The organism is Alkalibacterium sp. s-m-28 (assembly GCF_054658175.1).
This window is the reverse complement of record NZ_BAAGIQ010000008.1, coordinates 20426-44623: the sequence shown is the minus strand read 5'-3', so window position 1 is coordinate 44623 and position 24198 is coordinate 20426. Positions and strand designations below refer to the sequence as shown.

General features: G+C 45.1%; 24 protein-coding genes and 1 pseudogene. 10 read left to right on the top strand and 15 right to left on the bottom strand.

Going from position 1 to position 24198, the window contains the following annotated elements; all coding sequences use genetic code 11:
• Nucleotides 1–171: 171 nt before the first annotated feature.
• From ACYQ4S_RS02575 to ACYQ4S_RS02555, 5 genes are all read right to left on the bottom strand, one after another.
• The gene (locus ACYQ4S_RS02575; RefSeq protein ID WP_091265690.1) at nt 172–894 is read right to left on the bottom strand and encodes an MIP/aquaporin family protein; all 723 of its coding nucleotides are present in this window, start codon (nt 892–894) and stop codon (nt 172–174) included.
• A 15-nt stretch (nt 895–909) separates the two neighbouring features.
• Nucleotides 910–2577 (bottom strand): FAD-dependent oxidoreductase, encoded by a 1668-nt coding sequence (locus ACYQ4S_RS02570; RefSeq protein ID WP_459769173.1) that lies wholly within the window; start codon nt 2575–2577, stop codon nt 910–912.
• 27 nt (nt 2578–2604) lie between these two features.
• A complete protein-coding gene (gene glpK, locus ACYQ4S_RS02565) occupies nt 2605–4134 on the bottom strand; it encodes a glycerol kinase GlpK (protein WP_459769171.1) in 1530 nt (509 codons plus the stop codon).
• A gap of 280 nt (nt 4135–4414) precedes the next feature.
• A complete protein-coding gene (gene pta / locus ACYQ4S_RS02560; RefSeq protein WP_459769169.1) occupies nt 4415–5398 on the bottom strand; it encodes a phosphate acetyltransferase in 984 nt (327 codons plus the stop codon).
• Between the two features lie 87 nt (nt 5399–5485).
• Nucleotides 5486–6172, bottom strand: a complete 687-nt coding sequence (locus ACYQ4S_RS02555) for a uracil-DNA glycosylase (protein WP_346024360.1) — start codon at nt 6170–6172, stop codon at nt 5486–5488.
• A gap of 104 nt (nt 6173–6276) precedes the next feature.
• Between ACYQ4S_RS02555 and ACYQ4S_RS02550 the strand changes: the two genes are divergently transcribed.
• Complete coding sequence (locus tag ACYQ4S_RS02550; protein WP_459769167.1) at nt 6277–7164, top strand: Cof-type HAD-IIB family hydrolase; 888 nt, start codon at nt 6277–6279, stop codon at nt 7162–7164.
• Nucleotides 7165–7288: 124 nt separating this feature from the next.
• Here ACYQ4S_RS02550 and ACYQ4S_RS02545 read toward each other — a convergent pair whose 3' ends face one another.
• The 3 genes from ACYQ4S_RS02545 to ACYQ4S_RS02535 all read right to left on the bottom strand — a co-directional run bounded on the left by ACYQ4S_RS02545 (nt 7289) and on the right by ACYQ4S_RS02535 (nt 9255).
• Complete coding sequence (locus tag ACYQ4S_RS02545; protein WP_346024358.1) at nt 7289–7819, bottom strand: acyl-CoA thioesterase; 531 nt, start codon at nt 7817–7819, stop codon at nt 7289–7291.
• Nucleotides 7816–8454 carry an NUDIX hydrolase gene (locus ACYQ4S_RS02540; protein WP_346024357.1) on the bottom strand — a complete coding sequence of 213 codons (639 nt, stop codon included), beginning with the start codon at nt 8452–8454 and terminating at the stop codon, nt 7816–7818. Before ACYQ4S_RS02540 ends, ACYQ4S_RS02545 begins: the two co-directional genes overlap by 4 nt.
• Before the next feature lie 66 nt (nt 8455–8520).
• Nucleotides 8521–9255, bottom strand: a complete 735-nt coding sequence (locus ACYQ4S_RS02535; protein WP_346024356.1) for an NAD-dependent protein deacylase — start codon at nt 9253–9255, stop codon at nt 8521–8523.
• 134 nt (nt 9256–9389) lie between these two features.
• On the opposite strand from ACYQ4S_RS02535, the pseudogene ACYQ4S_RS02530 reads away from it, so the two are divergent.
• The 3 genes and pseudogenes from ACYQ4S_RS02530 to ACYQ4S_RS02520 all read left to right on the top strand — a co-directional run.
• Nucleotides 9390–9542 (top strand): annotated as a pseudogene (locus ACYQ4S_RS02530) (bifunctional hydroxymethylpyrimidine kinase/phosphomethylpyrimidine kinase); the annotation flags it as partial.
• Between the two features lie 223 nt (nt 9543–9765).
• On the top strand, nt 9766–9930 hold the full coding sequence (locus tag ACYQ4S_RS02525; RefSeq protein ID WP_346024355.1) for a YvrJ family protein: 165 nt from the start codon (nt 9766–9768) through the stop codon (nt 9928–9930).
• Between the two features lie 143 nt (nt 9931–10073).
• Nucleotides 10074–10649, top strand: a complete 576-nt coding sequence (locus tag ACYQ4S_RS02520) for an LURP-one-related/scramblase family protein (RefSeq protein WP_346024978.1) — start codon at nt 10074–10076, stop codon at nt 10647–10649.
• Between the two features lie 124 nt (nt 10650–10773).
• Here ACYQ4S_RS02520 and ACYQ4S_RS02515 read toward each other — a convergent pair whose 3' ends face one another.
• From ACYQ4S_RS02515 to ACYQ4S_RS02505, 3 genes are read right to left on the bottom strand one after another with little or no spacing between them, the layout of a single operon-like run.
• Nucleotides 10774–11331, bottom strand: coding sequence for a GNAT family N-acetyltransferase (locus tag ACYQ4S_RS02515; RefSeq protein ID WP_459769164.1), 558 nt, complete (start codon nt 11329–11331; stop codon nt 10774–10776).
• Nucleotides 11332–11346: 15 nt separating this feature from the next.
• Complete coding sequence (gene uvrC, locus ACYQ4S_RS02510) at nt 11347–13137, bottom strand: excinuclease ABC subunit UvrC (protein ID WP_459769162.1); 1791 nt, start codon at nt 13135–13137, stop codon at nt 11347–11349.
• Nucleotides 13138–13167: 30 nt separating this feature from the next.
• Nucleotides 13168–13422, bottom strand: coding sequence for a hypothetical protein (locus ACYQ4S_RS02505; protein WP_346024975.1), 255 nt, complete (start codon nt 13420–13422; stop codon nt 13168–13170).
• Between the two features lie 30 nt (nt 13423–13452).
• Between ACYQ4S_RS02505 and ACYQ4S_RS02500 the strand changes: the two genes are divergently transcribed.
• The 3 genes from ACYQ4S_RS02500 to ACYQ4S_RS02490 all read left to right on the top strand — a co-directional run bounded on the left by ACYQ4S_RS02500 (nt 13453) and on the right by ACYQ4S_RS02490 (nt 14751).
• The gene (locus ACYQ4S_RS02500) at nt 13453–13620 is read left to right on the top strand and encodes a hypothetical protein (protein WP_459769160.1); all 168 of its coding nucleotides are present in this window, start codon (nt 13453–13455) and stop codon (nt 13618–13620) included.
• 164 nt (nt 13621–13784) lie between these two features.
• Complete coding sequence (locus ACYQ4S_RS02495; protein WP_346024973.1) at nt 13785–14366, top strand: ECF transporter S component; 582 nt, start codon at nt 13785–13787, stop codon at nt 14364–14366.
• Complete coding sequence (locus tag ACYQ4S_RS02490) at nt 14359–14751, top strand: DUF4430 domain-containing protein (RefSeq protein ID WP_346024972.1); 393 nt, start codon at nt 14359–14361, stop codon at nt 14749–14751. The genes ACYQ4S_RS02495 and ACYQ4S_RS02490 overlap by 8 nt, the downstream gene beginning before the upstream one ends.
• A gap of 89 nt (nt 14752–14840) precedes the next feature.
• Here ACYQ4S_RS02490 and ACYQ4S_RS02485 read toward each other — a convergent pair whose 3' ends face one another.
• From ACYQ4S_RS02485 to ACYQ4S_RS02475, 3 genes are all read right to left on the bottom strand, one after another.
• Complete coding sequence (locus tag ACYQ4S_RS02485) at nt 14841–15587, bottom strand: alpha/beta fold hydrolase (protein WP_459769157.1); 747 nt, start codon at nt 15585–15587, stop codon at nt 14841–14843.
• 20 nt (nt 15588–15607) lie between these two features.
• Nucleotides 15608–16405, bottom strand: coding sequence for an AAC(3) family N-acetyltransferase (locus tag ACYQ4S_RS02480; RefSeq protein ID WP_346023820.1), 798 nt, complete (start codon nt 16403–16405; stop codon nt 15608–15610).
• A 326-nt stretch (nt 16406–16731) separates the two neighbouring features.
• Complete coding sequence (locus ACYQ4S_RS02475) at nt 16732–17991, bottom strand: 3D domain-containing protein (protein WP_346023819.1); 1260 nt, start codon at nt 17989–17991, stop codon at nt 16732–16734.
• 321 nt (nt 17992–18312) lie between these two features.
• Here ACYQ4S_RS02475 and ACYQ4S_RS02470 point away from each other — a divergent pair, with 321 nt between their 5' ends.
• The 3 genes from ACYQ4S_RS02470 to ACYQ4S_RS02460 all read left to right on the top strand — a co-directional run bounded on the left by ACYQ4S_RS02470 (nt 18313) and on the right by ACYQ4S_RS02460 (nt 23113).
• Nucleotides 18313–19875 carry a Ppx/GppA family phosphatase gene (locus tag ACYQ4S_RS02470; protein WP_346023818.1) on the top strand — a complete coding sequence of 521 codons (1563 nt, stop codon included), beginning with the start codon at nt 18313–18315 and terminating at the stop codon, nt 19873–19875.
• A gap of 2 nt (nt 19876–19877) precedes the next feature.
• The gene (gene ppk1 / locus ACYQ4S_RS02465) at nt 19878–22013 is read left to right on the top strand and encodes a polyphosphate kinase 1 (RefSeq protein WP_459769155.1); all 2136 of its coding nucleotides are present in this window, start codon (nt 19878–19880) and stop codon (nt 22011–22013) included.
• 128 nt (nt 22014–22141) lie between these two features.
• Entirely contained in the window at nt 22142–23113 is a 972-nt protein-coding gene (locus ACYQ4S_RS02460) for a LacI family DNA-binding transcriptional regulator (protein WP_459769153.1), read from the top strand.
• A gap of 172 nt (nt 23114–23285) precedes the next feature.
• Here the strand turns inward: ACYQ4S_RS02460 and ACYQ4S_RS02455 are convergent, their stop codons facing one another.
• Nucleotides 23286–24194, bottom strand: a complete 909-nt coding sequence (locus ACYQ4S_RS02455; RefSeq protein ID WP_459769151.1) for a metal ABC transporter permease — start codon at nt 24192–24194, stop codon at nt 23286–23288.
• Between the last annotated feature and the right edge of the window lie 4 nt (nt 24195–24198).

Here is a 24198-nt window from a genome sequence, read left to right as displayed (position 1 = left end):
CCCAAAATCTAAGTATTGATCCAGGCTTAAACGTATTATCGCTCCTCCTATGACGTTATCATAGAAGGAGCGATAATAAATTATAAGGGGTTTTTATCAAACTGTCCTTGACATGGGGTCCAGTTTATATTGAGCAGTGGTCTTTTATTGAGCGATAAGATACTCAGGGAATTAGACCGTCATGGCGAGGAAGATGAGTGCCCCGACAGCTCCACCAATGAATGGACCAACGATAGGGATCCATGAATACTCCCAATCAGAACCTCCTTTATTAGCTATAGGAAGTATCTGGTGAGCGATTCTCGGACCCAAATCACGGGCCGGATTGATGGCATACCCTGTTGTTCCTCCAAGCGAAAACCCGATTGCCACAATAAGCAACCCTACAATCAGAGGATTCAGTCCATCTGTAAAATCGCCTTGAGTAAAAGCAAGTAGGCCGAATACTAGAACAATCGTCGCAATCGTTTCAGATAACAAATTCCATTTTGATCCTTTAATGGCTGGACCTGTTGAGAACACAGCCAGGATAGCTTCCTGATCATCCGTAGCTCTGAAATGAGGAATATAATGAAGCCAGACCAGAACGGCACCAGTAAAACCTCCTGCAACTTGTGCAATGGTGTAGGGGATTACCATCTCCCATCCAATTTCACCAGCCACAGCCATTCCGAGGGTCACTGCCGGATTAATATGTGCCGGAGACAGCCAGCCTACAGCGTAAACCGCCATAGCTACGGCGAGCCCCCACCCTATACCGATCATGATCCATCCACTATCATATGATTTCGTCTTTTTCAGTACATTGGCAGCAACCACACCGTCTCCCAGAAGAATGAGGATCATCGTGCCGAAATACTCACCAAGTAACTGCTGAAATAAAGTTGTTTCCACTATAAATCCCTCGCTTTATTTATTTTTGTATTCCTCCAGTGATACTTCTCTTACTCTTTCATCCAGATGAGCAGACCAGTTTTCTTTTTCTTCTTCACTCCATCCAAGTTCTTTCTGCATGGCATCAATAACCGATTCTTTCAGTTCAATAACCCGGTCTATATTGAAGAATATTGAATCTGTGCGTCTTTCAAAGAAATCCTCTGGAGACAAAATCATTTCATGCTCCAGCCCATACGCCAGCTGCAGGGCATCTTTTAAAGGCATATCGAACGAGCGAGCCTTACCCAGCAGTTCATACACCTTAAATATATTTGTCCCATACCAGTCAACCAGGAAACGTGCATCAGTCTGATCCAGACCTGCATCAGTCCCATCTTGACTGTGTTGATCTATAAATGTCTGGAATGCAAAAGGATTTTCGACATCTCCTCCAGAAAGCGGAATGGTCTTCGTGTCCACCTGATCGAACCTTACATTCAGTTCTTCAAAAGCTTTATCGATGACTTCAAAGGCGTCTTCCGCCATACGCCGGTAATCGGTCAGTTTTCCTCCTGCAATCGTGATCAGTCCGTCTTCTTCAGTAAAGATTTCGTGTCCTCTGGAAATGCCTGACGGGTCATCATTATTCTCATCCTTAATCAGCGGTCTGAGCCCCGCCCAGCTCGATTCGATATCATCCAATGTTAGGGATACCCCGTCAAATCGGTGATTGATTGTCTGCAGGAGGTAATCAATGTCTTCCTGTGCGATGGACGGGTCCTCGTACGCCCCCTCAAATGGGGTGTCCGTCGTTCCAAAATATGTTTTATTGCCACGGGGGATAATGAAGACCATACGATTATCTTCATGTCCGGTATCAGTGTAAATGGTTCTGGACACAGGGAGCTTAGAATGATCCACTACAAAATGGACTCCTTTTGTAGGGAACATTTTGCCTCCAGTATCTGCCTCCCTGTTCTTTCTTGTCTCATCCGACCATGGACCGGTGGCATTCACCACGACTTTCGCATCGATGTCAAAGGACTCCTCGTTCAACGTATCCACTGCTCTGACAGTTCTTATCTTTCCATCCTCATCGTAACCGAAAGATTCAGCTTTAACATAGTTGGTTATAATGGCTCCCAGTTCGTCAGCTTTTTTTATCGTTTCGATTGTCAGTCGGGCATCGTCATTCGTGTAGTCAAGGTAGAAACCTCCGGCTATAAGTCCTTCTTCTTTCAAGTGAGGTTCTTCCTTAAGAACCTCTTCCTTGTCAACGATATAATGGGCCCATTCTTCGTCAGTCTCTGCCAGATAATCGTACAGGTGCAAAACAACTTCTGCAGTGAAGGCATTAAAAGAAGCACCTGGTTCTTCATATACCGGCATCAGCATATAGCCCGGCTGGACAATATGAGGGGCATTCTTTCCAATAACAGCCCGTTCCTTAGCTACGTCTGACACAAGCTCCACATCAAACTGTTTCAGATAGCGTAGACCCCCGTGAACAAGCTTTGTGGACCGGCTGCTCGTCCCTCCTGCGAAGTCCTGCATCTCGATCAGACCAACTTTTATGCCTCGGGCAGCGGCATGGAGAGCTAATCCAGCTCCAGTGATGCCGCCTCCGATGATCAGCAGATCGACCTGATCAGATGACAGCTTATTTATATTCTCTTTTCTGGTCTGAGCTGAAAATGTCATGCGTCCGTCAGCTCCTTTCTTAAGTTTTTAACCGTCTTCCTCTTCTTTTTTTACTTTTTTCGGCTTGAATTTGAAAGCCTGAGTTGCCTTGACAGCTGCCTGCCAGCCTTCGTACAGATCTTCACGGACCTCTTCGTCCATATTAGCCTCAAAGGTTGCTGATTTATCCCATTTCGCTTTGATTTCATCCAAATCTTTAAAGAACCCCGTAGCCAAACCAGCGAGATAGACTGCACCTAAAGCGGTTGTTTCCATGATTTTAGAGCGTTCGATCTTCACATCCAGAATATCAGCCTGGAACTGCATTAGGAAATCGTTCATGCTGGCTCCACCGTCCACTCGCATCGTTTCTGTCTTAAGCCCGGCATCTTCATTCATCGCATCCACGACGTCTCTTGTCTGGTAAGCCAATGATTCAAGTGTCGCACGAATAAAGTGTTCTTTTTCCGTTCCTCGAGTCAGTCCGAAGACGGCTCCTCTGGCATCCTGATCCCAATGCGGGGCCCCCAGTCCAGTAAAGGCAGGAACGACATAAACATTGTCTGTTGTATCCACTCGTGTAGCATAGTTTTCTGATTGCGGCGCATCTCTGAACATTCTCAGTCCGTCACGCAGCCACTGAATGGCAGACCCGGCAACAAAAATTGCCCCTTCCAGCGCATAATACACTTCATTATCCAATCCATATGCCAGAGTAGTCAGCAGACCATTCTCAGACTGAATCGGCTCTTTTCCGGTATTCATAATAATGAAGGCACCTGTTCCGTACGTATTTTTAACCATTCCTTTATCAAAAGCAGTCTGTCCGAATAAAGCTGCCTGCTGGTCTCCGGCAATTCCTGCAATCGGCACTTGAACGCCTTTAAAGATCGCATCCATAGTCTCTCCAAATATACCTGAAGACGGTTTGACTTCCGGCAGCATGCTTTCAGGTATATCCAGAAGATCCAGTATATCTGAGTCCCACTGCATATCATAAATATTGTAAAGCATCGTGCGGCTGGCATTTGAATAATCCGTAGCGTGAACCTCTCCACCAGTCAGCTTCCATAAAAGCCAAGTATCAATAGTCCCAAATAGAAGCTCTCCATTTTTCGACCGTTCTCTAGAGCCTTCTACCTTATCAAGGATCCATTTGATTTTGGTCGCTGAAAAGTAGGAATCTACAATGAGACCCGTTTTCTTATGGATCATGTCCTTATGTCCGTCTTCAACAAGCTGGTGCGCAACATCAGATGTCTGCTTGGACTGCCAGACGACTGCAGGGTAAATCGGTTCCCCTGTTTCCTTATCCCAGATGACTGTTGTTTCTCGCTGGTTTGTTATGCCGATACTGTCAAGGTCGTTTGCCTCAATACCTGCTTCGATCATGACACTTGCAATGACCTGAAGCGTCTTTAACCAGATTTCATTCGCATTGTGCTCGACCCAACCCGGTTCCGGGAAGGACTGCTCAATCTCCTTCTGGTAACTCCATCTTGGTTCCCCTTCCTTATCGAATATGATTGCCCGCGTGCTTGTCGTTCCCTGATCGATTGCCATAATGTAATCAGCCATTGCTATATCTACTCCCTTTCTCTTATTTGTAAAGGCTTACTGTCGAACCCAGTATAACATTGCATCCTTCACTTCTTCTAATAGAAAGCATATGAAGAGGTAAATTTGTTAATTTCATCCCCATTTTATTTTACTTTTATTAGTTGAGGTCATAAGTTGACTGTTCATTTTCTCTAGTGAGTAATTTATTGTGACGACCACTTATCTTACATGATTCTTAATTAAAACAAAAAAAACAGCTCGAGTGAGCTGTTTTCTTTACACTATTTTGATCGTATGATTAGTCGTTCATCAGTGCCTGATTTGCCGTGATGATAGCTGTTTTATAGACATCTTCTTCGACGCATCCACGTGACAGGCCTGAGACAGGTTTGTTCAGACCTTGAAGAATCGGTCCGACTGCTTCAAATCCACCTAAACGCTGAGTTATTTTGTAGCCGATATTTCCTGACTGCAGTTCAGGGAAGACGAACACAGTTGCTTCACCTGCAACGTCTGATTCGGGTACTTTCTGCTGGGCTACAGCAGGAACAAAAGCCGCATCGAACTGAAGCTCTCCATCAATAGCTAAGTCAGGAGCAAGTTCCTGCGCAATTTTCGTTGCGTTACGTACTTTTTCTGCTTCCGGTGCATTAGCTGTTCCTTTTGAAGAGAAGCTCAGTAATGCAACTTTAGGGTCGATACCGAACATTTTAGCTGTACGGGCACTTTCAACCGCGATTTCCGCCAGGACCTGCTCGTCCGGGTTAGGATTGATCGCACAGTCAGAGAACAGATATTTTTCCTGTCCTCTTCCACGTAGCATGATGAATGCCCCAGATGTACGGCTTACGCCAGGACGGGTCTTGATGATCTGAAGAGCCGGACGGACCGTATCTCCTGTTGAGTGAACCGCTCCGCTGACCAGGCCAACTGCATAGTCCAGATAGACAAGCATGGTACCGAAGTAGTTCACATCTTTAAGCTGAGTTCTAGCCTGATCTTCTGTGGCTTTCCCTTTACGGCGCTCAAGAAATGCTTCTACCATTTCGTCAAACTTGTCGTATGTTTCAGGATCGATGATTTCGATATCCTTCAGATCATATCCACGAGCTTTTGCTTCCTCAAAAATGTCTTCTTCTTTTCCGATCAGAACGGGTTCAAGAATGTTTTCATAATGAAGGCGCAATGCAGCACCTAAAATACGTTCATCTGTCGCTTCAGGAAAGACGATTTTCAGATCTTTTCCTTGAATGTTCTGTCTCAGACTTTCAAATAATTCCACTTGATTTTCCCTCCAGGATTTGTTTTTTCCACATTCTTAATCATACCACTTTTCTTATGGTTTTCACAGTTTAGCCATTAAATTATTCTAGTCATTCGGGTTTTCAGGCAGGCTCCAGTCAACTGGCTCGAAACCCATTTTCTCAAGAATCCGATTGGTTTCTGAAAACACGCCTGACCCTAAAAAGCCCCGATATGCAGACAACGGACTCGGATGAGAGGTTTTAAGAACAACGTGTCTGCTGGTATCGATCATCTTCTCTTTTTTCTGAGCCGCATTCCCCCAGAGAAGAAACACGATCGGTTCTTCTCTCTCACTCAAGGCCTTGATCACGTGGTCTGTCAGATCTTCCCAGCCTCTGTTGCGATGCGAATGCGCCTCTCCTCCTCGAACAGTCAATACTGTATTGAGAAGCAGTACGCCTTCTTCTGCCCATTTTTTCAGATACCCGTGTGAGACTGGAGGAATCCCCAGATCTCTCTCTAGCTCCTTATACATATTTTTAAGAGAAGGAGGTACATCCACCTCAGGTCTGACAGAAAAACTGAGGCCATGAGCCTGATACCTGCCGTGATAGGGATCCTGCCCTAAAATCACGACTTTAACTTCACTGAAAGGTGTCCATTCAAATGCCTGCCAGATATCTTCCACGACAGGATAGACTGCTGCCTCAGCGTATTCTCTCTTCAAAAACTCTCTTAATTCCTGATAGGACTCTGTCTGTTCAGCTTCTTTTAAAATGGGGGTCCAGTCATTGTCTACTGGAATCAACATATGTAAACTTCCTTTCTCTTTTGAGTAAATTTATCTCCCTTTGTCCTCTATTTTTGTTAGACTGATACTATACAAAAGATAGATTATTAAAGGGGACGAAATGAATGATCAAACTGATTGTTTCCGATATGGACGGAACACTGCTTAATGAACACATGGAAATATCCAATGCAAATGCCTCTGCCATCAAGCGTGCGCAGGAACAAGGCATCCATTTTGCTATTGCGACTGGGAGAGATTACCCGATGGCTTCGCCTTTGCTCAAGGAGCATACCATTATCTGTCCGCTGATTGCACAGAATGGCGCCCAGTATTTTGACGAAACCGGAAAAAATCTCTACAATATCGGGCTGGAAAAAAAGACGGTCAGACAGATGCTTGACATCTTTTCTCAATACGACTCACTTCACGAAGAGCTGATGACATATAAAGGCATCTTCTCCGATAATAAGGATCAGCGTGAAGAAATGCTCGCGTCCATGTTATCAGATATGAACCCGGATATCACATTTGAAGAAGCTCTTGAAACAGCTAAGAAGCGAGTAGATGAGATGCCGATCACTTATGTGGATGACTACTCCGACGTTCTGAACGATCAGAGTCTTGTCGTCTTGAAGGTGGCGGTCCATACAAAAAAAGGAAAGGCGCTGCTTGACCCCTTAAAGGAAAAACTTTATGAGGCGGTTCCTGATTTGGCCATCACTGCTTCAAGTGAACGAAACCTTGAGATCAACCATAAGAATGCCCAGAAAGGACTGGCCGTCGCTAAACTGGCCAGAAAACTGGACCTTAAAGCCGACCAGGTTATGACTATCGGGGATAACATCAACGATATCTCCATGCTTAAATGGGCAAAATATTCAGTTGCCATGGAAAATGCTGCACCTGAAGCCAAGGAGGCTGCCAATTATCTTACTTCAAGTAACCGTAAGAATGGTGTAGCCGAAGCGATCACTCGTGTTTTAAGTGGTAAAATTTATAAGAATGATTAAGGGCATGTCGCCCGTCCCTCTCCTGTTCTGATGGTTCAATAACAACCGTTCAGGCCCGGAGAGGGCTTTTTTTCTGAACAGTATAGTGGAACCTCCGGCTAAATAACGACTTGAAAAAATTCAATCAGCTCATCCAGGGCGGCGTCAATGTCAGCCCTTCAACCAGTTCTTCATTGAGTTTCTTGTCAGCTAGTCGTTTCTTCCTTCTTTCACTGTAATCTCTGCAGACTTTCTGTTCTTCCTCTGATTCACAGACCAGATCAGGAAGAAGGGGCTGATCTGTTTCGAATGAACCGACGAGTACGAAGGTGAGAAAACTGGTTGCCCCGATATAAGTTTCTCCTGATTCCAGGTCTTCACCCAGAACTTTAGTAAACACTTCAATCGACCGTCTTCCGGAACCTGTTACATAGGTCTCCACACTCACCGCGTGACTGGCTTTGATTGGATGAAGAAAATGAAGCTCGTCCATGGAAGCCGTCACAAGAGAATTTGAACGGGCAAACTTTGCAACCGACATGGATGCCGTATTGTCGATCAGACTCATCAAGTTCCCGCCGAACAGAGTCTGGTGTCCGTTCAGTTCAGATGGGAGGACTATGTGTGTCTGAACGACCCTTGTTTCGTTACAGCTCATCTGTTTGTTAATAGTCATATTTGCTCTCCTTTGATTTCAGTCGTCTGACGGTCTGTGATGATATCTATAAATCGATGAGTAAACTGAGCTGTGAATCCCCAGAGGTACTGACCTTCCAACCGATAAAAAGGGATGCCCTGCTTTCTGGTGGTCCATCTGTACTTATCTCCATTGGATATCAGCTCGAATGGGAAATCCTCCTTATGTTCCATGATCAGATCCACATAATGATATTCAGGTCGATGTGTCAGAAAATAATTGAGGGGAATCGTGAACACTGACTCCACTTCCTCGTTCGGCTGGAGCGACTTTAATGTACAGTTCCTGAGTTCTCCAGCGAAACAGTGAATGATATGAGTATGAGTTGCGATATAATCGATTTCTCCATAGATATCGATCTGACTCTCTTTCACATTCAGTTCCTCAACTGTCTCTCGAATTGCGGCCTCTTTGTATGTTTCCCCCTCTTCGACAGCTCCTCCGGGAAAAGAGGTTTCCCCCGGCTGTGACACGCTCTGACTTCTTTTTTCAAATAGAAGATGCTTTTCGCCATCGATAATAATAAGTGGCAGAAAGACAGAAAATCGTCTCTGTCTGCCTAATGGTTCTGGTCGATACTGACTGATTTTATCTCTTATTCTGTTGTTCTCCATGTCCAACACCCCATATCTGACTTCCGACTGTTCTTTCAGGCCTATTCTGCCAGTTATAATGTCGGATCATGCCAGTTCATTCTTTACTGCTTCTGCCCATTGACTGATTGATGTTTTGAAACTCAGGCCGAATGGATAAGAAAGTCCGGTCCTTCCTTTATTGACCAGAATGCTTTTATCCCCCTTAAAATCATATACGAATCCGGCAGCGGGATACACGCTCAGACTCGTTCCCAGAACCAGGAGGACATCTGACTGACTGATGGCCTTAATGCTTTGACGGATCGCTTCGGGATCAAGCATCTCACCGTATAGCGTGACATCCGGCCTGACCCATTCCCTGCCGACATACATGGCTGTCTCCGTTTCAACGGCATCCTCACAAGAATAAACCGTTCCATTCCGGGACACTACCCGAGCAGTACTCCCATGCAGTTCAATGACCTTACTGCTTCCAGCTTTCTGATGAAGGCTGTCAATATTCTGTGTGATGACCGTTATTTTTTTCCCAATCTTCTCAAGATCAGCTAGAAAGACATGCCCCGGATTGGGCTGCGCTTCTCTTCTCAGGAGATTCTTTCTATAAAATGTATAAAATTGAGCGGGTTCCTGTTCAAAAAAATGATGGCTCAGAACTTCTTCGAGAGGAGTAGTCAGATTCGTCTGCCTATTGTATAATCCCCCGCTTGAACGAAAATCCGGTATACCGCTTTCTGTAGACACTCCTGCTCCAGTGATTACAGCTATGGACTTACTGCTACTCAGCCATTCCGCTGCTTTTCTGATACTCCCTTTGTCCATGTATCATGCCACTCCTTCTTTTCTCCGCCATTATCCTTTACTCGAGTACCTTTATCCTATTATACTAGGAATGTAGTACAGAAGTGCAACAGATTCATCAGACTCACGATAGATAAAAAAAGGAGGGCCTAACCATGTCTGGACCAAAACTTACTTTAACAATAGCCGGAAATGATGCCAGCGGAGGAGCTGGAATTGCTGCAGACCTAAAAACCTTTGCCGAATATGGTACTTACGGGATTGCTGCACTGACAGTGATCGCTACAATGGATCCAGATAACAGCTGGTCTTGCTAAAGGACTGGATCCTGTCTAAGCGGTCAGAAAAGCCAAGCATTTTGTGACTGAAGCAATGCAGGCAGGCTTTGCGTTCAATGAGTATGTCGGTCCAGTCTATCACAGTGGCTACAGGCTCAACAGACAGTCCGATATCTAACCACCTCAAATCGGGTTACACTTTACCCCTTCTTTCCGTTATTACCTGTATACGGAAGAAAGGAGGCTGACTGTTATGTCTGAAACTGACTGGTTTCCGGCGATGATCGACATGATTGCTAATGTAGGATTTCCTATCTTCATTTCACTGGTGCTGCTTCATCGCATGGAAAATAAGCTCGATGCGGTAGTCAAAGCGCTCAACGATCTGACGGCTGTGACTGAAGCACGCCACCGGTAATTCTCGAGAGTGTCTTTTTGAGGCACTCTTTTTCATTTTGAAACTGAACAGCACGTGAAGTTTTTCTTTTTTTCTATTCTTATGTAATAGTGGTATAATAAATAAAAGCACCGTACACGTTTGACGACCTAGAGGTGATAGAAATGGTTCGGCTATTTATCAACAAGGAATACCAGACCTTGCAGGACCGGATGATCGTAAAAGATGCTGCAGGTGAAAAAATATACCTGATTGTCGGAAAATGGGGCAGACTCGGAGACAGGCTGACTGTCTACTCTATGGACGGAAAACGGATCATAGAAGCCAGACAAGTCAAACTCTCAGTTTTTCCTAAGTTCCGTCTGTTTCAGGATGGAAAGAAAATCGGAACAATAAAGAAACGTAAAGGTCTTCGTGGAATGACTCACCCATACTTTACAGTTACACGACTCAACTGGATTATCACAGGTGATTACGATAAACAAATTTTCTCCGTCAGACGATTCGGAAAGCAGATTCTGTCTATCGAAAAATGCGTGTCATTCACTGGAGAATTTTATATCCTCGATTTTCAGAATGAGAAAATTGCACCTGTAGCCTGTCTCATTTCTCAGCTGCTGGATCACTACGGTCAGAATAAATCCACTGTCTGGAATGATATGAAGCAGCAGAAATACAGTCTCAGTTTCATGCATCCGGTCTGGCTGAGAGTAAAAAGACTGCTTTGGTCAAACAAGTAATCCCGATAGTCTAAAAGCCCGAAGACTGAGTTTTTGCCAGTCTTCGGGCTTATTTTTAAAAATCAGTCCTGTTCAATTTGCAACTGATCACTCGGTCAGTTCACAATTATACCAGTATTCCTGTCTATACCTTCTTCTGCATATGATCGTAATGATGGCCGGCAATCATGACTTCCTTTACCTTCTGAAAGCCTTGTGCTTCGTAAAGCTTCAGAGCCCGGGGATTATCATGGTCGACATTGAGTCCGACCACTGTAAAGCCTTCTGATTTCGCTTTGTCATAAACCGCCTGCATCAGTTCTTTACCTATTCCTTTTCCTCTGAACGTATCCTTCGTTACGATGGAATCAAGATACCATTCGCCTTCGAAAGTCTCACCTTCGATAAATGTTTCAAAAGGAGGGAGCTTGTAGGCCGATATCAAGTCTGACAGCTGATCATACTGATCGGCACTTCCCCCTGGGTAGGAAAAGCAGAAACCGGCTATTTCTCCATCGATCTCTTTTAAAAGGGCATTTTTGTACCCTTGAATAAACGATTCACTTCGAACAGCATGAACCATTGCAGGCCGCAGATCATCCCAAATTACTTGAGACATGATCGGCAGTTCCATATCTGTCAGAATCACTTTAAATAAATCAACGATTGCTTCTGCAGCTTGACGGGATGCTTCTCTAATCATATTAAAACTCCTCAATTATGTTTTTTTAGCTGAATTTTCAAGTGTCTGCTTTATCCGTTCAGCGACTGGTTTTGAAATCCCCAACTTAGTCAGCTCTTCAAGTTCTGCCTCACGCAGGCGTTTCATTGACTTGAAATGACGCAGGACTTTCGTACGGGTTTTCGGACCCACGCCCTCGATGTCATCCAGCTGACTGGTAAAGCTGTTCTTGCTCCTCACGTTTCGGTGGAAGGTAATGCCAAATCTGTGGACCTCTTCCTGCACACGCTGAACAAGGTGAAAAGCCTGGCTCCTTGGATCGAGAATCACCGGTTCCAGTTCATCTCCAAAAATCAGTCCGGCTGTCCGGTGCTTATTGTCCTTGACCATGCCGGCGACAGGAATCATGAGCGACAGTTCATTTTGAAGCACATCCCTGGCTGCATTTACCTGAACCTTTCCTCCATCCATCATGATCAGATCCGGCAGAGGTTTCTTTTCTTTCAGCAGCCGGCTGTAGCGGCGCCGGATAACTTCCTGCGTTGTCGCATACTCGTTGCTCCCGACGACCGTTTTTATCTTATACTTCCGGTAATTAGTTTTGTCCGGGCTCCCGTCTTTAAAGGAAACCATGGCAGAAACCGGATTGGATCCCTGAATATTCGAGTGGTCGAACGCTTCGATCCGTTCGATGTAAGGAAGCCCCATCGCCTGGGACAGTTCCTCAATGGCTCCGGTCGTCTTGCGTTCTTTCATTTCGATCAGACGGAACTTTTCTTTCAGAGCCAGCTCGCTGTTCTTCCCGGTCAGCTCAAGCAGTTCTTTTTTCCGGCCTTTTCTAGGCACCAGAACTTTCGTATCGAGCGTATCTTCCAGAAGGGCCTGATCGACTGTCTCAGGGACATATATTTCCTTTGGTTTCTGGTTGTTTTTATCCTGATAGTACTGCAGCATAAAACTCATCAGCTCTTCTTCTGGCGTGTCATAAATCGGAAACATCGTAGCTTCCCGCTTGATGAGTGTAGCCTGGCGAACAAAAAAGACCTGGATAGAGATCCAGCCTTTGTCCATGTAATAATTGAAAAAGTCACGCGGCGTGAAATTGTTAGATATAATGGACTGTTTTTCAACGGTCCGTTCAATGTAGGATATCTGATCTCTGAACTCGGCAGCACGCTCGTAGTTCATCTCTTCAGCCGCTTCCTGCATTTTATCTTTCAGATCCCGCTTGATATCTGTGACATTTCCATTCAAAAATGACTTAATCCGGGCGATCTGAGCATCATATTCTTCTTTCGAGACCTCATGATCGCAAGGTCCGATGCATTGACCGATATGATAATAGAGACAAGCCCGTTTCTGATGACCGTTGCATTTTCTCAATGGATAGATTTTCTGGATCAGCTGCTTTGTTTCGGAAGCCGCCCAGACATCAGGGTAAGGTCCAAAATAATAGCCCCCATCCTGTTCAACTTCTGAACTTATCACCAGCTGAGGATCCCGTTCATTAGTTATTTTAAGATAAGGATAACTGGTCCCTCTTTTCAGCCGGATATTATACTTAGGCTGATGTTTCTGAATCAAGGTGACCTCCAGAAGCAGGGCTTCCTTGTCTGAACCGGTCACGATCGTTTCAAAATCTACTATATCTTCTACCAGACGTTTGGTCTTTCCCGTATGTTCGCCTCTGAAATAAGACCGGACCCTGTTTCTCAGATTCTTGGCCTTCCCGATGTAAATGATCTCGTCGTTGCTGTTTTTCATGATATAACAGCCTGGCAGATCAGTCAGCAGCTGTAGTTTATGTTCGATGATTTCCGTAGTCAAAAAAGCACCCCCTTCTTTCAGTTGATTAAATTAGTTGGACTCTTCAAAAATATAAAGCGAATGGAACGTATTGAAGTCTGATCGTCCGACTTTTACGTTCTTATAACTGAAGGACTCCCCCAGTTCATGCGTCCCGTTCTTCACTGCTTCGTCAACAGCATCGGCAATGTCTGCGTACAGGTCATCGATCGCCTCGTCAGACAGCTTTGCGTGCTCCGCTTCCCAGGCACTTAGGAAAGCCTCTTCGTCTTTCCCTCTGTAAAAATCGATATAATTCTCTTCCATGTTCCCCTTCACTCCTTTCAAGCCTCATAAATGTCCAGTCTATTTTACCAGAAATGGGAACATTTGTCAGCTTTTCGAGGACAGGTGATCGACAATCTCGAGTCTCTCGATGTCCTGCCTTTCTCTAAGGAGGAACTGGATACGCTGAGCACATTCTACTGGGATAATGTTCATGACTACATCCGTGGTGCATACTGATTCTTCGATAATAATAGCGCATCCCTTTCTTATACACAGGGGGCGCCTTTTTTTCATTGTCTTTCAGTGCATTCTTTTGTATGATAGAAAACAGTACGTCACAAAGTGGATCTGAGATGAATGTTTTCGTTGAAGCCATTACTGACTCTTGAGGAGGATGTCGTATGACTGGACAGTCAAAATTTAACCGGTCTCCGGTTTCTGGAAGAACGTATGCTCTGACAAGGATCGCCTTACTGACCAGTCTGGTTTCTGTGGGCAGACTGACTTTTTCATTTATTCCAAATGTTCAGCCGATGACAGTTCTTCTGATATGCATCACTTTTTATTATGGCTGGAAGATGGGGCTGACGGTCGCTCTGCTTTCCGTGCTCATTACTAACCTGTATCTGGGTATGGGCCCATGGACGGCAGCTCAGATCGGTGGGTTTGCTGCACTTATTCTGCTTTCTCATATGTTTAAAGACAGCCATCAGAACACACCGCTTATCTTTTTGCAGATCTACGTGGCCTTTCTAGGCATTCTATACGGTTTAGTCGTGTCAGTTATGCAGGCGCCTGTCATTGGCTGGAATATTCTTCTGCCCTACTACCTGTCTGGACTGGGTTATGATCTGCTTCATGCCGCAGGAAATGCAGTCTTCTTCCCCATCCTTTACCCAGCTTGTATGAGAGTCTTTAAAATGGCGGATACCTCAGCTTTTGAGAAACGGTCCACTCAAGAAAAAGGAGAAACGAATGAATAAAAAAGAAAAATACCTGATCGGTGTTTCCGTTTTTGTTATCCTGCTAGTTCTAGGACTATGGTATTCAGGACTTGCATCCAATAACCCGACAACCGCTGATCTGGATAAAGAAATTAACATGACAATAGTAGCCGACGGTGAAATCATTGCCGATGATACTCTTGATGTCGCTGACGATTCAACCTTACTTGATATCATGAGTCAGCACTACGATCTGATTGTGACTGATGATGGCTTTATTGAGTCTATCGAAGGCATAGACCAGCTTCCTGAAGAAAATCTTTACTGGATATATGAAGTTAACGAAGAAACTGTCACTGTGAGTGCTGCGGACTTCGTTCCCGAAGAAGGTGACCACATCGTGTGGGAACTCACAGCCTTTTAATACAAACAGTTTTTTAAAAGACACCTCTGCTGTCCCTTTCAGTTACTATACTGGTTGGGAAGCAGAGGTGTCTTTTGGATAGTAGATTTTTAATAAGGACCGGCCAATTCCCTGACAAAAAACGAAGTGACTTCATCCATTGTCGGGCCTTTGACCAGGTGCTTCTCGCCCTCTTCAATGAACCTGACATTTGGAATCTGATTTCCCTTAATAAAGGCCGCCGTATCTTCGTAAGGAACGATACGGTCCTGCGTGCCGTGCCAGAACAGAAGAGGGCGTCCGGCCAGTGTTTCTGGCCTCAGAGACAAATCGTACGAAGGGATCCAGGACAGAAGCGATTCATAATCATGAGGATAAAACCGGTTCATTTCTTTTGCCCGTGTCAGTATTCTGTCACGATAAGCGACCGGTTTCGGAGAGCCCATGACACAGGCTGCAGCTTTGATTTCCGGATTATGTGTCAGGAGAGCACAGGTAGTGAATCCACCCATGGATACCCCGCCTACGCCAATACGGTCGTCAGCCAGGCCGAGCTTCCTGAAGTGATTGACAATAAAACCAAATTCAAACAGATTGGTATGGATGCTCTGCCAAAAAGCCAGCGAAGGAATACGGGTCATTTCCTGGTAACGGTCCCCGTGATTGGCTGCATCCGGTAGAAGAACGCGAAAACCGGCCTGTGCCAGCTTCCTACCTTGGGTAAGCACCAGCTCCTTAGATGACTGCCAGCCGTGGTAATAAACTATCAGAGGGAGTAGCTCGTTTCTATTTTCTTTCTGCACCACTTCCAGCAGAGGGATAGTTCCAAGGGTTCGTTTTCTGATCGTCAGTTTCATAAATCCGCCTCTTTTCCAGCTTAGTTCATACGTTTGTTTCTAAAATAACAGCGCCACTCCGGTTCCAGCGGCTTATTCTCCGTAAATAGCTCGGGGTTCTTTTCCAGCAGTTCGGTCAGCAGCACCGTCGTCATATGTGCGTCCACAACTCGTGTTTCTGCATCCCCGAATCGTCCAGTTTTCATCGCCCCTTCTTCAATCAGGAGATCATTGACTTTCCAGAAATGCTCAGACCACGACAATCCACAGTGACGGCGTGAGGGCACCCGAACTTTTTCTCCAGAATGCAGAATACTGAACAGCTCTTCATGACTGTCCGTCATTCTGCCTGGGATATCCATCCATTCCTCTATGCCGTGAATAAACGTGTTTCTAGTCAGATCGACACCGACCAGAATAATCTGTGCCTTTCTGTCAACGATTTTTCCCCAGACCGACTCTCCGGCGCATGGGGTATCATGCTTGTATTCACCCGCTGTAAAGGCGGCCGCATCTTTCCCCAGGGCCGCTACCGAATGAGTCGGATGTTCCGATCGGATCGTGTTTTCCCGGTTTCTGAACAGTTCAGTCAGGATTCCCACATTGGACGGCGACTTCTTGACATCGAAGACAGGGTTGTCCTTGCTGATGTACTTCCACGTATGAGTCGGAAGGACAAGCAGACCGTCTGCCATATAGTCGCTCAAGGCATCCAGAACAGTATCAGCTCGTCCATCCACCTCCCCTATGCTTTTATAGGACGAATGAACCAGTAGTGTCCCTTCTTTTTCAATCCTCAAATGGTCGAGACAATCCATTAAATGTTTTTTAGAATACATGCTATTCTCCTTGTTCATTTGTCAACTCTATTCCAGAATCTCTTTCTCTTTAGATTAAACACCATTCCATTTTATAAAGCAAATAAGTCTTCTTTATCTAATAATGACTGCTTGCTTTCTCGAAATCAGCTTCCATTGAATCAGAATACTGTTACAGGTCAATAGAGAAGTCTCTGGTCCTGTCATGGAGGGACAGTCCCCCGAATGTCAGGATTATTAAACCAACTCCATAATCTGACCTCGTTCACTTAGTCCACAACAGTAAAAAAACCCACTGGAGAAGTACTAGTCTCCAATGGGCCGATTTCTATAATAATGTAATGAGGTTAATCCAGTACTCGAATCGTTACGCTTCGTCTTCCCCAGCTCAGTGCTTCTCCTACTGTCTGGAAGTGGATATCAATGATGTTTCCTCTAATTGCTCCACCTGTGTCTCCGGCAATATAGACGCCCATGCCTTCAACCTCTACCATTGATCCTAGTGGAATGACAGAAGGATCAACTGCTATGACACGCGGATTGATTCTTAAATCGATGCCGGTTGCCGTATGTGTGCTTAAGTTAGGCTGCTTGGTTGAATAGCCTGTAGCCTGAACACGTAACGTTCTACCGGAACTTACTTCCGGCTTAGCTGGTGCTGGCGCAGGAGCTGGTGCCGGCGCAGGGGCCGGGCTGCTGTTTGAACTTGTGCTTGAACTGGAATTATTGTTTGAATTATTGCTTGAACCAGAACTTGCAGCTGAACTTGAATTTGAAGATGAGCTGTTTGATGCAGTCTGTTCGGCAGCTTGTGCACTTGAACTGTCTGAAGAAGAAACCGATACTTCAGTTTGCTGTTCGGCTTCTGCTCTTGCAGCGGCACGCGCAGCTCTTTCCTCTTCTTCTTTCTGTGCAGCAGCTCTCGCAGCTTCTTCTCTAGCCACTCGACGCGCTTCTTCGATTCTCGCTTCTTCTACTGCTCCTCTTTCGATCAGTTCAGTCAGCTGAGACTGATTATCTCTGATCAGAGACTGCAGCTCGGAAACTTTTCCGTCAAAGACTTCTTTCTGTGAAGTGGCCAGTTCTCGTCTCTCTTCAAGCTCCTGCTGTGCCGCTTCAAGTTCTTCCTGTAAAGTAATAAGTACTTGAACTTCTTCTTCAGCCAGTTCCAGCTGATGATTGCCTGCATCTGTCAGACGCATAATAATAAGAGCACGATTAAATAAATCAGACAGGCTTTCAGATTCAAGTATAGTCAATACAATGTTCTGAGTGGATTCATTTAACTGAAGAGACTGCAGACGCTGTCTTGCCTGTTCCATTCTCGCCTCAACGATTTCTTCCTGGGCTGAGACTTCAGATTCAGTCTGGCCGATTTCTTCCAGCTTTTCCTCGATTTCTACATCCAGTTCAGCTAGTTCGGTACTCAATACGCTCACTTCTTCCAGCACGGTATTGACTTCCTTCTGTAATGAATCAATTTCTTCTTGAGTTTGTTCCTGCTGCTCCCGAATAGCTTCTAGCGTCTGGGCTGATGCAGTGGTTGCTTGACCTAAGGACAGGAAGGCCAGTACTGCTACAACCATCCCCACTATATTCTTTGTCATCGCTTAAAGAACAATCCTTTCTCTTTTGAATTTGAGATATCTTAAAATAAGTTGTTCAATGCCACGCTATTATACCGAGAAATTGCATGAAGTACATTTCTATATTCTTACAATTTGTTACAGAAAGTCAAAATATTCATAAATATTAAGCTGTATACTTGTAGCTATTGTAATCAAACCCAGTTATGGTATCGCTTTCCTGTTTTTTGTAATATAATTGTAAAAAAGGTCTGATTTTAGACATAGCCTTCTCGCTTTTAGTATGATTAAGTTAAGAAATAGAGCTTGTTTAAAGATAAAAAGGAGATTGGAGCGTGCATTATGGCTAATGAACGGTTTGGATTAATAGATGTGGGATCAAATACAATACGACTGGTCATCTTCGAAATGGACGACTATCAAGGAGTGACCGAGCTGCAGAATATCAAGACACCTGCCCGGCTTGTCCAGTATCTGGACGACAGCAAGAAGATGTCTGATGAGGGTATCGACGTACTCCTGGCTGTCCTCAGAAGTTTTACTGCAATAGCTGAACGTTACGCTATAAAAGATTTGAAGGCAATAGCTACTGCTGCTGTTCGTCAGTCAGCGAATCGTGACACCATCATCCAGCGGGTACAAGAGGTTCTCAAGCTGGAACTGGAGCTGCTTGCGGAAGAAAAAGAAGCGTATTACGGAAACTATGCAGTCCGGCATACTATGCACCTTATGGATGGAATCAGTATCGATATCGGTGGGGGGAGTACTGAACTGACCCTTTTCAAAGACAAAGAAGTCAAGGAAGTACACAGTTTCCCTTTCGGAACGGTATCTTTAAGACGACAGTTTTTCTCGGACAAAAAGCACAATGACAAAAAGTCTATTGAGAAAGCCACCAAGTGGATCAGAGATCAGTTCAAGCAGCTTGAGTGGGTGCCCAATGCGCAGGTGCCTCTGATCGGAATCGGTGGGTCGGCACGTAACTATGCTGAAATCAACCAGCGTCAGACCGACTACCCAATTGCCGGTATTCATGAATATCAGATGACACCCGATGAGCTGGAAAACACCTTTGATCTGCTAGTAGATAGTTCTATGGACGACTTGAGCGATCTTGATGGCTTAAGCGGGGACCGCCGGGACATCATCATTCCAGCAGGGATTGTCTTCAAGGAACTAGTCGATGTGATGGCTGCGCCAAGCTTTGCCATCAGTAACCGAGGTCTGCGTGAAGGCATCATCCTTGAACGGCTCAACAAAGAGTACAGAGAGCCCTATGATCTTTACGGTGTGAAGCGTCAGACTGTTCAGCGCCTGTTCAAACAGTATGATATACGCCCGATCAGTGCCCATCAGCGCATCATGCTCGCTGACCAGCTCATTACTCTTTTAAAGGAAAAAGGTATCCTGAAAGTCAGCGAAGAGCAGCTCTATCTTCTTCATTATGGAGCAACTTTATATTACCTGGGCAGTTATATAGAAGATGATTCCAAATCGCAGCACACATTCTACATCATTTCCAATACGAATCTTCATGGATTCAGTCACAAAGACAGGGTCAGACTGGCTCTGCTGGCCAGCTATAAAAACAGATCACTGTTCAAACAATATTTAAAAACAGTAGACGACTGGTTCAGCGATGATGAAAAGGAAGCCCTGCTTCATCTGGGTTGCATCATCAAGTTTGCGGAGGCGCTGAATGATTCACACGTCAATTTTGTTCAGGATATGGCTCTCGAGGAAGACGGGGATGACTACCGTCTGGATGTGACATATATGGGTGATGCGATTGCAGAAGAATATCGGTTAAACAAGCATAAGAACCATTTCGAACGAGTTCTTGGCAAACCACTGACTATTTCACTTAAGAGTGTTACTGAAGGCTCTATCAAAGCGGAGGAATAAGTATGAGCAGTAGAGAAATCTTGATTGATGATCCGATTCATTTCCAGAACAGAGAGCTGTCCTGGCTCGATTTTAATGCCCGTGTCGTTGAAGAAGCGAACGATCCTGCCAATCCTATATTGGAGCAGCTAACTTTTTTATCCATTGGGGCATCAAACCTGGATGAATTCTATAAAGTAAGGGTCGCGGGACTTCAGGATCAGCAGAAAATGGGGGTTGAAGAACCGGACACGAAAAAGATGTGGTCGCCTAAAAAGCAGCTTCAGGAGATCACTAAGAAAAACCGGATCAATGTGCGCCGCCAGTATGATCTGTTTGACCTTAAAAGAAAGCAGCTGAATGAAGAGGGGCTTTATTTCAAATCAGTATGGGAACTGAACGAAAGTGACAAAAATAAGGCCCGAGCCATCTTCGAAAGGGAAATCAAGCCAGCAATCACTCCTTACGGTATCGATGCCTATCGTCCGTTTCCTCATCTGAGCGATGGAGTACTGCACTTGTTCGTCAAACTGAAGCGGTCCGGTAAGCCGTTCATAGCCATCGTGCCAGTTCCGGAACGTCTGTCCAGGGTGTATGCTGTTCACAACAACGAGCATACCTATCTCCTGCTGATCGAAGACCTGATTTATTCGTTTCTGTCTGATCTCTTCAAAGGCTACGATGTCACGTACTCCTTCACTTTCCGTATTACACGAAATGCAGATCTGGAGATTCAGGAAGACGGCGCAGATGACCTGCTTTCGGCCATTGAAGACTATCTGGAGAAACGTAAAAACGGAATGGCTGTGAGGCTCGAAATCGACCGGAGAGAGAGTGCAGTTTCAGTTAATGAGGACGTTGCCTTGCTTAAAAAGGCTCTATCTATCAAGCAGCGGGATATCTATACCCTGAATGGCCCGCTGGATCTGACTTTTTTAAGTGAAGTCATCCCTCTTTTGAAGGAGCAGCGAATAACAGAATCCTTCAGGCCATTTGAGCCAAACTATCCAGCTGAGCTGAAAAAGCAGTCAGTCTATGCGCTGGCAAGAAAAAAGGATCTGTTTTTCCATCATCCTTTTGATGCTTTTGATCCGATCATCTCCTTTGTCAGGGAAGCAGCCGAAGACGACCGGACAGTCTCCATCAAGCAGACTCTATACAGGGTCAGCGATGATTCCCCTTTAGTTGAAGCTTTGAAGAACGCAGCAAAAAAGGGTATCCAGGTGACTGTTCTTGTAGAACTGAAAGCACGGTTCGATGAAGCAAATAATGTCCACTGGGCCAAGGAGCTGGAAGAAGCCGGTGCTCATATATTATATGGTGTAAAAGGTTTGAAGACCCACAGCAAGGCCACTCTGGTCATAAAAAAAGAGACGGACGGGTTCAGGCGTTATGTCCATCTTGGGACCGGAAACTATAATGAACAGACTGCTAGACTCTATACGGACATGGGGCTTATTACATCGAATAATGAAATCACTCAGGATGTCTTCGATTTCTTCAATTATCTGAGCGGGTATTCGGAACAGCCCGACTATCACTATCTGCATGTCTCCCCTTTTGATATCAGGGATGCATTCATTGAAAATATTGAAAAGGAAATCAAGCTGCACACAAGGTACGGAAACGGCCATATCATCGCTAAAATGAATTCATTGACCGACAAGAAAATGCTGCTTAAACTGTATGAAGCCAGTCAGGCAGGGGTCAGAATCGAGCTGATTGTCAGAGGGATCTGCTGTCTGATTCCTGGCATCACTGGGGTAAGTGAAAACATTACGGTGAGAAGTATTGTGGGTCGTTTTCTTGAACATAGCCGAGTCTATTACTTCTATCATAATGGCGAGGAAAATCTCTACCTCTCTTCCGCCGATATGATGACAAGAAATATGATCAAGCGCATCGAGATAGCTTTTCCAGTACTGGAACCACCTTTGAAATCTCACATTCTCTCTATTCTCAAGCTTTATCTCTATGACAATACAAAAGCCTGGATATTGACTAGTGACGGGTTTTATAAAAAACCTTCACTAAGTAGCAAGCCTGTTCATGCTCAAAATGAACTCCTGTCCATCAGCAGTGAACAGGAAAAGATTAAAGAAGATCATACTTCTTTAAATAAATGGCTCACTTACTTATCCGCGCTCTTCAGCCGATAACACTTTACATCTGCTCGTCATGTACCATGGAGTTCAAGATTCTCCAGGATATATGACGGGCGGTTTTTTCATTTTTACAGGTCTGAAGAATATCTGATATAATGAATGCAAGGAAAGAAGGTGCACGAATGCCAACGATATTGGATATTGCCCGACACGCTGGGGTGTCATCCGCTACTGTTTCCCGCGTCATCAATTCCAGCGGATATGTTGGTGAAGAGACCCGACGTAAAGTAGAAGATGCCATTGAGCAGCTGAACTACAGCCCAAACAAAAATGCCCAGCATCTGAGAACAGGATCAACTAAAAACTTCGGGATCATCAGTACACAGTTCAATGATACTGCAGTGGCCCGTATCAATTCATTTATCTCTACTGCTTACGCGAACGGCTATACAACGACTCTCTTCGTTACAAATGGGGATATGAAAAGAGAAAGGGAAGCTTTTGACCTGCTGAAATCCAAGCAGCTGGACGGCATTTTCCTGATTTACCGTGCCAATGACTGGTCTGTTCTGGAAAAATATGCATCCTTTGGTCCAGTTGTCACCTTACACAATGTCGATTCTGAACAGATTCCTTCTGTCTTCATCGATCATTATAAGGGACATCGCCTCGCTCTAGACTATCTATGGGAAACCGGATGCCGTCAAATCCTCAATTTATACGGGACACCTAAAGGGCTCAACACCCAGCGGCGGATTGATGCCTATACAGACTTCTGCAGAGACCATCAGATTGATCCGCATAATCCTGACCTCTTCATTGATACAGTCACAGCTGAAAAAGTCGATGACTTTATCAGATGGTACGAATCGGCTGAAGTCAAACCTGATGCAGTGGTCACTCATTCCGATTCCATTGCAGCGCTTGTCGTTTCCCGACTTAGAAGGAAAGGAATTCGTGTACCTGAAGATGTATCCGTCACTGGATTCGATAACTTGGATGTCAGCGATGTGATGGATATGACTACTATCGATTATTCGATCGAGGAACAGGGAAAAAACGCCTGCCGTCTGCTTCTTCAGACATTGAATCAGCCCGTCGATGAGCTAAAGCCGTTGTCATTCAAGCTCATCAAACGAAAAACGACGCTATAATAATAAAAGCTTCGCGTGCCGTTCAGCCTCGACACGTCAACAGTTAAACCATATACTTGCTGAATATAAAATAAAAAATCTGGAGCATGAGCAGCCCTGACCCATAACAGCAGGGGCACATGATCCAGATTTATTTTGCTTCTTCAAGATATTTTTCTACCGACCAATCTTATCAGCTTATTTCCTTAAGACGCTGATCGATTTTCTTCTGTTCTCTTTTTCGGTTGACCGTAGCTTTAATCAGTCCTTTTTCCGGAGAAAAGACAAAGACAAGTAAAGTTGTGACTCCTGTCACCACAGCAATCATTCCCGCAATCGTCGTATCAAGCATAAAAGCCAGCCTCACTCCTGCTGTACTGTTGATCACTGCCATTACAGCTGTCAGACCAATCATGACATGCAGCTTGTTTGTCAGTAGAAAGGCCGCTAGCGGAGGTCCGGCCATGAACCCTACCACCAGAATGGATCCTACTGAATCGTAGGCGCCAACGGCCGTCAGAGACACAAGGGTCATCAGCCCATAGTGGATGAGTACCGGTGAGAATCCTATTGCTGCAGCAAAGCCTGCATCAAACGTCGTGATTTTCAGCTCTTTATAGAACAATCCAATAAAGAGACTGTTGATCAGCAGGATGACCAGCATCGTCCAGAGCGCTCTCGGTCCCAAATCTGCACCGAACAGCACCAGACGTCTGAAAGGCGCAAAGGCCAGTTCCCCCATCAAGACTGAATCTACATCCAAATGAACGTTTCCGGCATAGCGTGTAATCAGAATGATCGCTATACTGAAAAATAATGGAAAGACAATACCGATAGCTGCATCGTTGGACAAGAGCTTAGTCTGCTGGAGCGCTTCTATTGCCCAGACCGTCGCCACCCCGACAAGCGTAGCTCCAATCATCAAAAGAGGCGAGTTCAGATCCTGTGTAATGAAGAAGGCCAGAACGATTCCGAGCAGAACTGTATGTGTGATTGCATCGGATACCATTGTGGTTCCTCTCAGCACCAGAAAGACACCTGGAAGCGCACAGGCGACGGCAACAATAATTGCTATCAGGGTTATTTCATTGATCATGCTCATCGCG